Origin of the sequence: Neobacillus sp. OS1-2 (assembly GCF_030915505.1) — a bacterium.
GTDB lineage: Bacteria > Bacillota > Bacilli > Bacillales > Cytobacillaceae > Neobacillus.
Genome location: NZ_CP133265.1, coordinates 2,350,519 through 2,366,178 on the forward strand (window position 1 = coordinate 2,350,519; position 15,660 = coordinate 2,366,178).

Annotated in this window: 13 protein-coding genes; 12 read left to right on the forward strand and 1 reads right to left on the reverse strand. The window is 38.6% G+C overall.

Going from position 1 to position 15,660, the window contains the following annotated elements:
* Nucleotides 1-14 precede the first annotated feature (14 nt).
* The 10 genes from ligA (at nt 15) to RCG19_RS11625 (ending at nt 12,964) form a co-directional block, all read left to right on the forward strand.
* Nucleotides 15-2,021, forward strand: coding sequence for an NAD-dependent DNA ligase LigA (ligA, locus tag RCG19_RS11580; protein WP_308110888.1), 2,007 nt, complete (start codon nt 15-17; stop codon nt 2,019-2,021).
* A 13-nt stretch (nt 2,022-2,034) separates the two neighbouring features.
* The gene (locus tag RCG19_RS11585; protein WP_166245908.1) at nt 2,035-3,198 is read left to right on the forward strand and encodes a CamS family sex pheromone protein; all 1,164 of its coding nucleotides are present in this window, start codon (nt 2,035-2,037) and stop codon (nt 3,196-3,198) included.
* 107 nt (nt 3,199-3,305) lie between these two features.
* Entirely contained in the window at nt 3,306-4,853 is a 1,548-nt protein-coding gene (gene pruA / locus RCG19_RS11590) for an L-glutamate gamma-semialdehyde dehydrogenase (protein ID WP_308110889.1), read from the forward strand.
* 182 nt (nt 4,854-5,035) lie between these two features.
* The gene (locus tag RCG19_RS11595) at nt 5,036-6,094 is read left to right on the forward strand and encodes a GntR family transcriptional regulator (protein WP_308110979.1); all 1,059 of its coding nucleotides are present in this window, start codon (nt 5,036-5,038) and stop codon (nt 6,092-6,094) included.
* A 230-nt stretch (nt 6,095-6,324) separates the two neighbouring features.
* Nucleotides 6,325-8,082, forward strand: coding sequence for a glycoside hydrolase family 2 protein (locus RCG19_RS11600; RefSeq protein ID WP_308110890.1), 1,758 nt, complete (start codon nt 6,325-6,327; stop codon nt 8,080-8,082).
* Nucleotides 8,083-8,273: 191 nt separating this feature from the next.
* Nucleotides 8,274-9,539 (forward strand): extracellular solute-binding protein, encoded by a 1,266-nt coding sequence (locus RCG19_RS11605; RefSeq protein ID WP_308110891.1) that lies wholly within the window; start codon nt 8,274-8,276, stop codon nt 9,537-9,539.
* A 121-nt stretch (nt 9,540-9,660) separates the two neighbouring features.
* Nucleotides 9,661-10,593: a carbohydrate ABC transporter permease gene (locus tag RCG19_RS11610; protein ID WP_308110892.1), complete on the forward strand. Its 933-nt coding sequence runs from the start codon at nt 9,661-9,663 to the stop codon at nt 10,591-10,593.
* Nucleotides 10,594-10,596: 3 nt separating this feature from the next.
* Complete coding sequence (locus RCG19_RS11615) at nt 10,597-11,442, forward strand: carbohydrate ABC transporter permease (protein ID WP_308110893.1); 846 nt, start codon at nt 10,597-10,599, stop codon at nt 11,440-11,442.
* 30 nt (nt 11,443-11,472) lie between these two features.
* Complete coding sequence (locus tag RCG19_RS11620) at nt 11,473-11,892, forward strand: hypothetical protein (RefSeq protein ID WP_308110894.1); 420 nt, start codon at nt 11,473-11,475, stop codon at nt 11,890-11,892.
* Between the two features lie 70 nt (nt 11,893-11,962).
* Nucleotides 11,963-12,964, forward strand: a complete 1,002-nt coding sequence (locus tag RCG19_RS11625; RefSeq protein ID WP_308110895.1) for a glycoside hydrolase family 43 protein — start codon at nt 11,963-11,965, stop codon at nt 12,962-12,964.
* Between the two features lie 152 nt (nt 12,965-13,116).
* On the opposite strand, the gene RCG19_RS11630 is transcribed toward RCG19_RS11625, so the two are convergent.
* Nucleotides 13,117-13,932, reverse strand: a complete 816-nt coding sequence (locus RCG19_RS11630; protein ID WP_308110896.1) for a DUF8832 domain-containing protein — start codon at nt 13,930-13,932, stop codon at nt 13,117-13,119.
* A gap of 132 nt (nt 13,933-14,064) precedes the next feature.
* Here RCG19_RS11630 and RCG19_RS11635 point away from each other — a divergent pair, with 132 nt between their 5' ends.
* Both RCG19_RS11635 and RCG19_RS11640 read left to right on the forward strand, forming a co-directional pair.
* Complete coding sequence (locus RCG19_RS11635; protein WP_308110897.1) at nt 14,065-14,382, forward strand: hypothetical protein; 318 nt, start codon at nt 14,065-14,067, stop codon at nt 14,380-14,382.
* Nucleotides 14,383-14,406: 24 nt separating this feature from the next.
* A complete protein-coding gene (locus tag RCG19_RS11640) occupies nt 14,407-15,393 on the forward strand; it encodes a hypothetical protein (protein WP_308110898.1) in 987 nt (328 codons plus the stop codon).
* The last annotated feature ends 267 nt before the right edge of the window (nt 15,394-15,660 follow it).

Here is a 15,660-nt window from a genome sequence, read left to right on the forward strand (position 1 = left end):
AAAGGGCTGAATATATGGACCTTCAATTGGCTGAACAGAAAATCAATGAAATCAGAAGCCTATTACATCAATATGGCTATGAATATTATGTGCTAGACACTCCGACAGTACCGGATGCGGAATACGACAGACTTATGCAGGAACTCTTGGTACTTGAGGAAAAGTTCCCAGAGTTAAAAACACCTGATTCTCCTTCCATCCGCGTTGGTGGTGCGGTACTTGATCTATTTGAAAAAGTGGAACATCGTACCCCGATGTTGAGTTTGGGCAATGCCTTTAATGAACAAGATTTACGAGACTTTGACCGCAGAGTGCGTCAGGCAGCAGGGGATGACGTTTTGTATGTTTGTGAGTTAAAAATCGACGGCCTTGCTGTTTCTTTACGGTATGAAGATGGTTTATTTGTTCAAGGGGCAACTCGCGGTGACGGAACGATCGGTGAAGATATTACCGCAAATGTAAAAACAATTAAATCCATTCCGCTTCGCTTACGAGAAAATGTGTCTTTAGAGGTTCGTGGTGAGGCCTATATGCCAAAACGTTCATTCGAAACGTTGAATAAAGCGAGAGAAGAGCGCGGTGAGGAGTTGTTTGCCAATCCTAGAAATGCGGCCGCTGGGTCGCTTAGGCAGCTTGATCCGAAAATTGCCGCCTCAAGAAAGCTGGATGTCTTTTTATATGGGATAGGCAATACAGGAGCAAGCGGCGTTATCTCCCATAGTGAAGGTCTTGATTACTTAGATCATCTCGGCTTTAAAACAAATAAAGAACGGAAAACTTGTGCAACGATTGACGATGTGATTTCGTATGTGAATGGCTGGGTTGAAAAGCGTCCGCATCTTCCTTATGAGATTGATGGAATTGTCATCAAAGTCGATTCTCTACAGCAGCAAGCAGAGCTCGGTACAACGGCCAAAAGCCCGCGCTGGGCAATTGCGTATAAGTTTCCTGCGGAAGAAGTAATCACAACTCTTTTAGATATTGAATTGAGTGTTGGCAGAACTGGCGTGATTACGCCAACAGCGCTGCTCGAACCGGTTAAAGTTGCCGGGACAACCGTACAGCGTGCATCCTTGCATAATGAAGATTTAATCCGGGAAAAGGATATTAAAATTGGTGATAAGGTCGTAGTTAAAAAGGCAGGCGATATCATTCCGGAGGTCGTGAATGTTCTTCTTGATCAACGAACAGGTGACGAAGTGGATTTCTACATGCCAACTCACTGTCCTGAATGTGAAAGTGAGCTTGTCCGCCTTGAAGGTGAAGTAGCACTACGCTGCATTAATCCGAAATGTCCGGCGCAAATTCGTGAAGGCCTGATTCATTTTGTTTCGCGTGATGCCATGAACATTGATGGCCTTGGGGAAAAGGTCATTAGCCAGCTCTTTGCTGAAAAGTTAATCCATGATGTCGCTGATATTTATAAGCTTACACGTGAACAGTTGTTAGCCCTTGAAAGAATGGGGGAAAAGTCCGTCACCAATCTATTAAATGCAATTGAAACATCAAAAGGAAATTCTCTTGAAAAACTGCTATTTGGTCTTGGTATTCGTCATGTTGGCGCGAAGGCGGCAAAAACGCTTGCGCAAGCATTTTTGACAATGGAAAAGCTAGCCGCAGCCACAAAAGAGGATCTAATTGCGATCAATGAAATCGGTGATAAGATGGCTGATTCCATCGTTGCTTTTTTTGAACAAGAGGAAGCGATGGAGCTTTTAAAAGAATTGGTTACTGCTGGAGTTAATATGGAGTATAAGGGAGCGAAACCTGTCTCCGTCGCTGAATCCAACTCTATCTTTGCCGGGAAAACGGTAGTCCTTACAGGAAAGCTTGAGCAACTATCGCGGACTGAAGCGAAGGAAAAGATTGAAGCACTAGGCGGAAATGTTGCTGGCAGTGTTAGTAAAAAAACACATCTCGTTATCGCGGGAGAAGATGCGGGTTCGAAGTTAACGAAAGCGCAAGAACTGGGTATTGAAGTGTGGGACGAGGAGAAGCTTTTAGTAGAACTAAATAAATAAGAGGTGGATCGACGTGAGAAAATTCTCATTGCTCGCTCTCTCCCTTGTCTTTTTGCTGAGTGCCTGTGCACCAAACTTTCAAAAGCAAAATGAAGCTGTTCAAACAAAGGAGAAAGCGAAAGGAAAGGCGATTATTCCTAAATATAATATATCGGACAACTATTACCGAACGGTTCTGCCATTTCAACCAGGGGAAGCGCGTGGATTGGTCGTCAATAATATCAATACACGGTATGATTTAAATGAATTTGAAATGGGTTTAATGCGAATCGCTCAGAATAGCTTCGATACCGACAAGTATTTTTTTCGGGAAGGTCAAGAAATTAAAGCAAAGACCGTTAGGCTGTGGCTAAACCGCAAATATACAGATGAACAGCTTAAGGCAAAAAATATCAAGTCTGAAGATAATATCGGACTAAACCCGGTTGATAACAGTGCGACGGGTGCTGATCCCTCAAGCCCCATTTATCTAGCGCATATTTTAGAACATGACTATCTGACTAAAGATGATAAAGGGGATAATGTTAAACTTGCAGGTGTTACCTTAGGACTTGCCATGAACTCTATCTATTATTATAAATTAACGCCTGATGGTGATACGTTTGAGAAGAAGATTGAGTTTGCTGACATGGAAAGGGAAGGGAAGAAAATAGCCGAAGAAGTGGTCAAACGGGCACGTGCAACGAAAACGTTGAAGGATGTTCCGATTACGGTTGCTTTATTTGAACAAGAAAGTAAATCCTCCGTGACACCTGGCCATTTCTTTGCCTATACCACTGTTGATCAAGGGAGCACCAGTTTAAATGGCTGGGAAAAGGTAGATGAGAAATACTATTTATTCCCGTCAACCGAAGCGCAAAATGATCACCGTGATGATACAATTGCTTTCTTAAACTTTAAACAGGACGTGGAAGAATATTTTCCAAACTTTAATGGGGTCATCGGTAGAGCCTTTTACGTTGGCGATCAGCTGCAGGACTTAAATATTACTATTCCGATTCAATTCTATGGGAAAATGGAAGGGATCGGGTTTACGCAATATGTGACAGGGTTAGTATTGCAGCATTTTCCAAAATATCTTTCTGTTTCTGTAAGTGTTACCTCAGTCGACGGACCGGAAGCATTGATTGTGCGAAAGGCAAATGAAGAAGAACCGTTCGTTCATATTTACCAATAAGATCCAGTGAACGTGCTGGGTCTTTTCCATTTGATACTATGCAGTGAATCATGTAGAATGAGTTTTGGGTGTAAACGTTTTAATACATATGTAGGAGGGGTTTAGAAATGATACAACCTTACAAACATGAACCATTTACCGATTTTACAATTGAAGAAAACCGTCAGGCCTACCTTAAAGCTTTAGAAACAGTGGAAGGCTACTTAGGTCAGGATTACGACCTTGTGATCGGCGGGGAACGAATTACAACGGAAGATAAGATCGTCTCTTATAATCCATCAAATAAAGAAGAAGTAATTGGCCGTGTTTCCAAAGCGAACCAAGAGCTTGCTGAAAAAGCGATGCAGGCTGCGGTAGAAGCTTTTAAAACATGGAAGAAAACAAAACCAGAGGTTAGGGCGGATGTTCTTTTTAAAGCGGCTGCCATCGTTCGCCGCCGTAAACACGAGTTTTCAGCGCTAATGACAAAAGAAGCAGGTAAGCCATGGAGAGAAGCAGATGCAGATACTGCTGAAGGCATAGACTTTCTTGAATATTATGGCCGCCAAATGCTGGCGTTAAAAGATGGTGTACCCGTAAATAGCCGTCCAAATGAATTTAATCGTTATGACTATATTCCACTAGGCGTGGGCATTATTATTTCACCATGGAACTTCCCGTTTGCTATCATGGCAGGAACAACGGTAGCAGCAATCGTGTCTGGAAATACGGTGTTATTAAAACCAGCTTCTACCACTCCGATTATTGCTGCAAAGTTTGTTGAGGTTATGGAAGAAGCAGGTCTTCCTAAAGGCGTGTTGAACTTTGTACCAGGCAGCGGATCTGAAGTAGGGGATTATTTAGTTGACCATAAGGATACTCGTTTCATCAGCTTTACAGGCTCACGTGATGTAGGTCTTCGTATTTTCGACCGTTCTTCTAAGGTGAACAAAGGCCAAGTTTGGATGAAGCGCCTAATTGCTGAAATGGGCGGGAAAGATACAATTGTCGTGGACAGTGAAGCAGATCTTGAACTTGCGGCACAATCTATCGTTGCCGGTGCATTTGGCTTCTCTGGTCAAAAATGTTCTGCTTGCTCTCGTGCCGTTATTGTTGAAGATGTCTATGATCAAGTATTAAACCGTGCGGTGGAATTAACTCAACATTTAACAGTGGGTGACCCAACCGACCAAGGTACATTCATGGGACCGGTTAATGACAATAATGCGTTCAAAAAGATTATGGAATACGTTGAGATTGGCAAGCAAGAAGGTAAATTGATGGCTGGCGGCGAAGGTGATAATTCCAAAGGCTATTTCATCCAACCAACTATTATTGCTGAACTTTCTCCTACAGCTCGTATTATGCAGGAAGAGATCTTTGGCCCTGTTGTTGGATTCACAAAAGCGAAGGATTTCACGGAAGCAATCGAAATCGCTAACAACACAGAGTATGGTTTAACAGGTGCAGTGATCACAAATAACCGTGCGCACCAAGAGCAAGCACGTGAAGATTTCCATGTTGGAAACCTATACTTCAATCGTTCTTGTACAGGAGCCATCGTTGGTTACCAGCCATTCGGAGGGTTCAATATGTCTGGTACCGACTCAAAAGCAGGCGGTCCAGATTACTTATTGCTTCATATGCAAGCGAAGACCACTTCTGAAATGTATTAAGTTGAAGAAATAATACGAATAACAGCAAAAAAGCCTTCATCCCTTAAAAGTGGGATAGAAGGCTTTTTTTTATTCTAACGAGGTTGTAATAATGTATATTAAGTATTAATATAATTAGTATGAGTTGTATTAATATGAGTTAAGGGTGAGTTGAGATTAAAAATGAACCTCTGTATCAACAAATCAAAAATAAAATAAAAGAGCAAATTCAATCGGGTAAGCTACGAGTCGGTGACCGTGTTCCCTCGGAAAAGGAATTAACCGAAAAATTTCATGTTAGTCAGATTACTACTAAAAATGCACTAGTCGGCCTCGCTGAAGAAGGGATAGTTGAAAGAATTAAAGGGAGAGGAACCTTTGTTTGTGAAAGTGACCTTACGGCTTCAATCAGACCAACGTATGAGCAGGAAGGGTTAATAGGTCTTATTCTTCCAAGTATGAAAACAAAAATTGAGCAAGAATTTGTCAATTATATTGAGAAATACGTCTCAAAGAATGGTCATCATCTTATTATAAAGATCACAAGAGAGTCTCAGTTTGAAGAAGCAGATGCAATTGAGATGTTTAGAAAAATGGACGTTAAGGGAATGATTATTTTCCCTACAGAAAAAGAAACTTACAATGATGCGGTACTAAGACTTTCACTTGATAAATTTCCATTTGTATTAATTGATAGGTATATGGAGAATATTTTAACGTATAGCGTGACATCTGAAAATAAAGCAGGGACTCAAGAAGCTATTTCGTACCTATTAAATAAAGGGCATAAGCATATAGGGCTTATTTCCCCAATCATCACTAATACAGTGACTGACGAGAGGGCTAAGGGGTTTGAAAATGCCTTTTTAAAACGGGGAACGACCATTAATAAGAATCTTTGGCTAACACTTGGTTTCAATGATATTTCTCAGCATAAAACCCCCAAACTCATTAAAGAATTTCTAATCAGTAAACCTGAAATGACAGCTATTTTTACTATGAATGCAGAATTAGCGGCATATACGCATTTAGCGATAAGTTCTTTAAAGAGCGATGGATGTCAGGAAATCGAATTACTAACCTTTGATTCACCTGGTATATCTGGAGTTACGTTTATTAAGCAGGATATCGAAGAATGTAGTAAAAAAACAGTTGATTTGCTGTTAGAACAAATAGAAGGTATTTACGAACCGAAAAGAATATATGTCCCTGTTGAACTTAAAATTAGTGAGAATGAATTGTCGAAAATGATTCCAACATAGCTCTAAATACAATAAAATTACTTAGGACCCAAACGTAGGCATGATCCTCGTTTGGGTTTTGTTTTTAAAAAAGTATGGTGAGCAGATATAAATAAATTACTTTTTGTTGAAAAGTATATTTTATATTAAGTTTAGTATATTAACACTATAAAACTTACTATAAGATATGAATGTAAACACTTTCAATAACTGAATTTTTTAATAAATGCTATAAAAGGGAGTTATATAAAATGACAGAACAGAACATTCCGAGAAGTGAATATCCGCGTCCTCAATTCGAAAGGGCAGACTGGATGAATTTAAATGGTGAATGGAATTTTAAGTTTGATAGAGAGAACCAAGGTGAAAAGGAAAAGTGGTTCAAGGAACCAAATTTTGATAAAAAGATTATTGTTCCTTTTACATATGAAACAAAAGCCAGTGGAATTGGTGAAGAAGCATTTTGTTCTAATGTCTGGTATCAAAAAAGCGTAATGATTTCTAGTGAGTATGAAAAAAGGAATGTAATCCTTCATTTCCAAGCAGCTGATTATATAACAAAGCTGTGGGTGAACGGCATTTTTGTTGGGGAAAGAAAAGGTGGGCAAATCGCTTTCTCTTTTGATATAACGAATTATGTAAATGAGAAAAATGAATTAAATTTGGTTGTGAAAATAGAAGACAGTCAAAGTTGCTTCCAACCAAGAGGAAAACAAAGATGGTTAGAGGATAGTTATGAATGCTGGTATGTTCAAACAACAGGAATTTGGCAAACAGTCTGGCTTGAGTTTTTAAATGACAACCATGTTCAAGCGGTCAAGATCACTCCTGATATAGATACAGAATCAGTGGAGTTTGCCTATGAAGTTTCAGGAAATATTGATCCATCATTAGTCTTGAAAACAACTATTTCATTTAATGGAGAGTCAATTAAAGCATTTGAGCAAACGGTAAATCGTCCATATCAAGCAATCAAGACGAATATTGCAAGTGAATTTCATCATTGGCGAGTTGTCCATTGGAGTCCACAAACTCCTAATTTATATGATGTCGAATTTACATTATTTAAGAATGGTGAAGTAGTGGATAACGTAAAGTCCTATTTTGGAATGAGAAAGATTTCAATTGAGAATGGGAACGTATTATTGAATAATACTCCACTCTATCAAAAACTTATTTTAGATCAGGGTTATTGGGAAGAGTCGCATTTAACACCGCCTTCAGATGAAGCAATCATTGAGGATATTGATCGAACAATGGAGATGGGCTTCAACGGGGTAAGGAAGCATATGAAAGTGGAAGATCAGCGTTTCCTTTATTGGGCTGATAAGAAAGGTCTGCTTGTTTGGTCTGAAATGGCTGCAACCTATGAGTTTTCAGATGAGGCTGTCCAGAACTTTACAGAAGAATGGATAGAGGTTGTTAAACAACAGTATAATCACCCCTGCATCATTACATGGACCCCGTTTAATGAATCTTGGGGTGTGAAAAACATTTATACAAACCAAAAGCAGCAAAAGTTTACCGAGGGGATCTACCATCTTACAAAGGCTATTGATAGTATGAGACCCGTTATTGTAAACGATGGATGGGAGCATACCATTTCAGACATTATCTCCCTTCACGATTATGTAGAATATGGTGATGATTTCTTAAAGCGATATAGCGATAAAGAAAAGGTAGTTCAAAATGAGATAGCATTTAATAACTTTAAACATGCGATGGCACAGGGCTATAAATATAAAGGCCAGCCGATTATCATCAGTGAATATGGCGGTATTGCCTTCAATTCTGAAAAAGGCTGGGGCTATGGTAATCAGGTAAAGAGTGAAGAAGAGTTCTTACACCGTTATGAATCCATTACACAAGCAATAAAAGATACTCCATATATTAGTGGATTTTGCTATACACAAATTACCGATGTGCAGCAAGAGGTTAACGGCTTATTAAAGGAAAATCGAGAAGCTAAGGTAGACGTAAACAAAATAAGGGCAATTAACAATAAATAATGGCTAGATTGGTAATTAGGTATAATCCTGTGTGTCTGAAAATTGTAAAAGTTCAGCCAAGGGGATTTATATAGTAAACTATTTAGTTAAAAGTGTACTTGCTATTCATTAACCTGTATTTAATTGGGAGGGGGTACAACTTCAAGCTGTTAGGGTATCAGTTTAATAATAAAAAATCAGGGGGAAAACCAATGAGAAAAATATCAGTATTCATGTTCTCAATACTTTTTGTGGTTATGATGGCTTTGTCGGGATGCAGTTCTTCTAGTTCAGGATCCGGGGGCTCTTCTTCAGCTAAAAATGAAATTGTATATTGGAATCCGTTTACAGGGCCTGATGGCGAGAATATGAAACAAATTGTTAATGAATATAACAAGACAAATCCAAAATTCAAGATAAAGAATGTATCCATTGAAGCAGATGATATGTATAAAAAGATCCCAACAGTTGTTAACTCTGGAAAGGGTATCCCTGATCTTACAATTGTCCATGCTGAGAGAATTAAACAGTTTGTTGAGAACGACCTATTAACCACTTATGACGATAAATTGGCAGACCATCCTGAAATTAAAGCTGAAAACTATGTACCGGCAGGCTGGAACATTGGTGATATTAATGGAAGTAGATATAGTGTCCCCTTGGATGTACACAGTTTTGTCATGTATTACAATAAGGATTTACTAGAAAAATATGCACCACATGCACTCGATGATAACGTGATTACCTTTGATGAAATAAAGGCAGCTGGAGAATTGTCTAAAAAGGATAAAATCACTGGTATTGGTATAACATGGACGAGGCCAATCTTCTTATCGATTTACAATCAACTTGGTGGAGATATAACTAGTGACGGTGAAGCAGCAACTCTTAATACGCCAGAAGCAAAGAAAGCATTAGAACTATTAAAAGGGTTAGTTGATGGAAAAATTGCTAACAAGGATGGAGAAGACCCAGGTCAGTTATTCAAGTCTGGTAAGGCAATCTTTTACCCAGAAGGAATTTGGATGCAAAATAGTGTAAATGAAGCGAAGAACCTAAAATGGGGTTTAACAAGCTTTCCCCAGATTGCACCTGATAAAATTGTAAACTGGACGTCCTCTCATCAATTCGTGATGTTTAAGGACAAAAATCGAACAGAAGAAAAGACGAAAGGAATAATGGAGTTCCTTGATTATGTCAGAGAAAATTCACTTCCATGGGCGAAAGCTGGCCAAAACCCTGCCGCATTAGCGACATTAGATAATCCCGAATATCAAGAATTACCACAATCATTTTTAATAAAAAATCCTGAAATGCAAAATACACTTAAAATCTTTGATTATAAGTACAATGGTTTTGTAGCCGAAGAAGTGGATAAATTGGTCGGTGATTCCATATATGGAAAGTTGGATATTGATAAGGGACTAAAGGCGGCTCAAAAAGCAGTTGATGATAAAATTGGAACGAATAAAAAGTAAAATGGCTTGAAAGTAGTTTCACTTTATAACTATTGGGTGTTAGTAGAATTATAGAGAAATCCTTATTGAGTATAAGGATTTCTCTCTCTATTCGATAACGTAAGAATAGGAGATTACATTTATGATAAATACTGGAGTGAACAAGGAATTAACTATGTCTGCAGGTATAGAAAAACATTCGGGTAAAAACCGTTTTAATCTTTCTCCGTATCTTTACATCGGACCACATCTAATATTATTCGCTATTTTTTTCCTTTTTCCCACGTTATATGGTATTTATATTTCATTTACCAACTGGGATCTAATAGGAGATCCCGAATTTGTAGGATTTGTTAATTATAAAGAAATATTGGTTAATCAGGACTCTACCTTTTACGATCAACTACGTACCGGATTGGGAAACACATTTAAGTTTGTGTTGTTTACGGTGCCTGCCTGTATTATCGTTCCTTTATTGTTAGCTGCAGGTCTTAACACGAAACCGAAGGGGATGAAGTTTTTTCAAGCCTTATTCTACATGCCCACTTTGTTCTCCGTTTCGGCGGTCATGATTATTTTTTCCATGCTTTATAGTGTTTCTTTTGGGCCATTTAATCACTATCTTAATGTAGAAACGAACTGGATTGCTACCCAGCCATACGCTTGGATTACCTTAGTAACGGTTACTGTTTGGTGGACAATCGGTGCAAATATGATTATTTATCAGGCGGCTCTTAACGGTATTTCAAAAGATTTATATGAAGCTGCCGCTATGGATGGGGCAAATAGTGTACAGAGATTCTTTAGAATCACGTTACCGAGTATAAGAGCTCAAATTTTATATACGGTTGTCATTACAACTATCGCCCAATTTAATGTATATGGACAGCCACTCATGTTAACGAAAGGTGGACCAACAAGCTCAACTACCGTTTTGTTAATGTACATTCAAGAGAACGCATTTGGATCTGGAATATCTATTGCTGGTATTGGGGCAGCTATGGCTGTAATCCTGGGTTTATGTATTATGGCAGTTTCGGCCATCCAATTCTTCTTTTTAAGACAACGTGATTAGGGGGTGCTTTCCTTGACGAAAAAAAGAATTTCAAAAATTGTTGCTCTAGTTTTTTTACTATTAATGGTGTTTATCTGGATTGTCCCTGTTCTATATACAATGATCACTTCCTTCAAAAGTGAGGCCGATATTCAAACAAATGCTTTTACGATTTTACCCATTAATTGGGTTATTGGTAATTACCAGGATGTCCTTTTTGGTAACACAAGTGCTCCTGTCGCCAAATGGTTTATGAACTCGCTTATTATATCGGTATCACAAACGATATTAGTATTAGTCATTGTTTCATTAGCTGGCTATGGATATTCAAGAATGAAATTTAAGGGTAGAGATGCGATCTTTGTCTTTTTAATGGCAACGATGATGTTCCCGGCAGTCGTAAATCTTATTCCACTCTATAAAATTATTGATACATTAGGGTGGGTCAATAATTATTTAGCGGCGATTGTTCCGGGGGCAGCTGGCGTATTTAATATTTTTCTTATTAGGCAATTTATGCAAGGCATTCCTAAGGAATTTGATGAATCGGCGAGAGTGGATGGTGCTTCCGATTTTCAAATATTTATCAAGTTGATCTTACCACTAATAAGACCTGTATTGACGGTTGTTGCATTGTTTACATTTACAGCCTCTTGGAATGACTTCCTATGGCCATCCATTGTGTTTAATGACGTGGAGAAAATGCCCATTACACCAGGATTACAGTTACTTCAGGGGATGTATGCACTAGATGTAGCCCATGCTTTAACGGGAGCGTTGGTAGCCATTGTTCCAACATTTATCCTTTATTTATTCACACAAAAATACTTTATGGAATCACTCTCCCTGTCATCTGGGGTTAAGGGATAATAAAACAATTTCTGCCTGGGGGGTTTACTGGTGAATAGAAAACTAGAAAGACGATTAGCGATGGTCGGTTCTATATGGCAAATAGTCTCGGGTCTCCTTACTATTTTTGTTTATGCATCGTATATAAAAAATGAAGGATTAAATTCTTCGTATAACACTCTAGCAAAATGGGAGGCTGCACAATCTATATTTGGCAGTTTGTATATGTTTTCGGTTACCTTTGGGATGCTATTTGTTATTCTCGGAATGGTAAACTTTGTCTTAGCGAAAACATTGAAGGACGATCAAGCAGAAGTGAAGAAACCGATCTGGTTTCTTTTAGTAGGGTTAGCTTCCTATCTAGTGATGGACCTTTTAGGATCTTTGATGTTTCTATCGGCTGGAATTTTAGCATTAGCTAAAAATAAATCAATTTCAAAGTTAGTAAGCAGTCAATTACAGAATCTATAGTCTATAACCAAAGGAAAATAAAACTTCCCTTATTTCTTTTGGTTATAGGTTTGATTTGGAGGGTCAAATATTGGAGTCTCAAATCCACAACACCATTTCAGGTCAAAGAAATGAAATGTTTATGAATCCCCTGCTTGAAAGCGGCCCAGATCCTTACATGTATAAACATGAAGATGGTTACTATTATTTGACTATTACTTTGTCCGATCATATCGCAATTTGGAGGAGCCCGACCATAACAGGGTTTTCGACAGCAGAGAAGAAGATAATATGGTCTCCTCCAGCGGAAGGTCCATATAGCCATAATATTTGGGCACCTGAAATCCACTATATTAACGGAAAATGGTTCATTTATTTTACTGCAAATGATGGTGGCGGGGATGAAACTCGGCGTATCTTTGTCCTTGAAAATTCTTCACCGAATCCATTGCAGAGCAAGTGGCATTTCAGGGGTGCGGTGAATACCGATCATCCTGGTTTAGATGGAACCGTCCTGCAGCATAGGAATGAATTATATTTTCTTTACTCAGGATATGGATATTTTCCTGAGTATGGATCAGCATTATACATCGCAAAAATGGAAAACCCGTGGACACTAATAGGTGAAAACCTATTACTTTCGGCTCCGACGGATGAATGGGAGAAACAAGGTGGAATGGCAATAAATGAAGGACCCATATGTCTAAAACGGAACGGTAAACTTTTTCTCGCTTTTTCTGCAAGTGCAACATGGTCTGATGACTATTGCTTAGGGATGCTTACAGCAAGTGAAACGGCTAACCTTCTTGATCCTGATTCTTGGATAAAGCATCCAGGACCCGTTTTCTCAAAAAGTATAAAAAACCGAGTATTTTCCCCTGGCCATAATAGCTTTACCCAATCCCCAGATGGAACGGAGGACTGGCTTGTTTACCACGCATTTTCGTTTTCGGAGGCAGAGGGAGACCATCGGCTGGGAAGACTCCGGAATCTAAGGGTTCAAAAAATCACATGGAAACCAGACGGTACCCCTGATTTTGGTTCACCACTACCAGCCTACACACCAATGGTCAAACCTTCTGGAGAAGTGTAGCCATTATGCTAGTAAGCTGAAGGGAGTTCCACTTCTAACTGTCCATCCCACGCGGATAGGTGTTCATGAAGGGTGTCAGGCACCAATTTCCAATAAATGTATGAATCCAACTATTTAAAACCCCTTCCCGATTGGAGAAGGGGTTTTTTGGTCTATTTTTTTGGCACATCTATTACAAATGGTACGGTGAAAACTTTACCATTGTATTTAAATTGTCCCCAAACTTTATAAACACCTGCTTTTGGAAAAATAGTCATGAAGATTACCTTAGGTCTATTTCCTTCAGTCGTCATCGGATGGATGTGTAAGTAGTTCTCAGCATCCGCACTCATGGCAACCGTGTGACCCATGGCTCCTAAATAGGGCTGCAGATTTTTAATCGGCTGATTGGTTTTTGCATCAGAAATTGTATAGGTCATATGCAATGCTTCCCCTGCCGTAAGTTGACTAAATGACAGGGTTACTTTTTTTCCATCCACTACTTTAGTGAGCTCTTGGTCAGGAATCAAGGGTTCATCCTTCGCAGGCTCCCCCTCCACGTGCTGCCAATGTGTTTCAATACTGCTATCCCCACCACCCTTTGGGGTAACATCCGCAATCATCTTATAGTCGCCACCAGCCGGGAAAGTGGTTGAAATAGTAAATTCCCCATTTCCTTTATATTTTGGGTGGATATGTGAAAAATAAGATAAATCCTTACTTACAATAAATAAATGCATCTTTTTCTCATGGACGGTTTCGAAGGATTTGATGGGTTGATTGGCTTTATCTTTTATAAAAATGGAGATTGGATTGTTCTTGTTTGCTTGTGGATGCTCCGCAATTTTCCATTCGGATTTTGTTGGTATGACATTTGTTGGTGTGGCGCTCATTTTATGATCCATCGTCGACTTGGGGACTTTTATTGAGTTACATGCAGATAATAAAACAATGGATAATAAAAGGATGGCCATAATGAAATGTTTCATGGGTTCGCTCCTTTCACATCATGGTTCATCCATATACTGTACATTACCTATTTGATCCAATGCAAGAATTTTATGTAAATATACTAGTCAACAATGTGAAAAATAATGATAATATAGAAAAGACTCTGTAATGTGGAAACACTTTTAGGAAAAAATACGTCTTTACTAAAGACGTATCGTTCTGTCGTTTTTAAAAAAGTGAACTTTGGAGGAATTAAGCAGTTGATACCGTTATATTTGATGCATGTAACAGCAGTGGAACACAGTGAGAGTCTGCTTTGGACTTTTGTAACCCTTAACATCTTTGTGGTTACTTCCGGAATCATTTTTATGTATAAATTATTTACCCAAAAGAAAGTTCGGAGTGCTGGAATCGTATTTGGACTCGCCCTAGCTATAAATTATATCTTAATAGCTATTTTTGGAGATCCATTTGATCTGTTGGGCTAGGCCCAAAGGGGAGGAGATGATAATTTGAAATATTACCGTTTATGGGTGATCGCCTTTTTATTAAAATTTATAGGATCTGCATGGGATGCTTCGTATCACTTTAAGTATTTGTTTGAGGAATATTCGATTCCACATATTGTTAATACACTTGGTTTTGTCCTGGGCGGTTACTTATTACTTCAGGAATGGCGGAGCTCGCAGTACATGGATCGGTTTTCAAGAAATCTGATCACGATTGGTTACGTAATATTTTTAATCGGGATTCCATTAGATTTTACTTATCATATTGCTTATGGAATAGATTTAACGACATGGAGTCCAACCCATTTTATTTATTACATTGGAACGGGTATCATGATATTTGGAGTCTGGCGTGGCTATTACTTATATACAAGGGATGTATTACCAACTTGGAAATCCATGCATACATGGTTTGCGATGTTTCTCCTCGAATGCTTGATGTTCCCGAATATGCAACAGGAAAATGGGGCCATTTCTTATGATCAGTACATTCATGGAAAATCGATTGCTTCTCAAGAAATCCTTGAGCTAATCTCGGATCCGGCTTCGCAAATTTTCGGTGGTATTCCGGAATGGGTGTATCCCATCTATTCTGTGCTAATGGTAGGATTGCTTACTGTTTTGATCATTCGAGTTTGCCGGGACTTTACGATTCCGATAATGGGGGCGTTTCTCTATATATTGCTTAGATTCGTTGGAAAAGCGACTTTTGCGGCTGTGGGATATCCAACATCCTATGTACCAATCACACTAATCTTGATCCCGCTTTGTTACTTCTTGTTTAGGAAAACCAACTGGATAGCAGGCCTCACAGGCAGTATAACGTACTTCCTTGCAGTGTTCGCCATCCATAAGTTTGACTTACTTATCACACCGCCACTGGAAATGTGGGAGATTATACCCGTCGCCATACTTGGCGCTCTAGTTCCCGTAATCAATGGATTAGTCAAACTACAACCTACTATCAAAAAAAATAAACAACCTGCCTAACGAAAGAGTCATAAAAATAAATGAGTGCAGAAGCTTTGTATATATCCAACAAAGCTTCTGCACTTTTTTGTTAATCAATATCTATAAATGTCAAATTTTGTAGTTATTTGTATGTAGAAATATGTGTAATTATGTAGCTTTTTCCTATTAAAATATATTTGTAATTGAAAAAAATGTAAAAGGTCAGTAAGCAGCTAGCCATTGTTAATATGCCAAAGGATGTGGACAAATGGAAAATACGATATAGGGTAAAGTCTGTAGGATAAA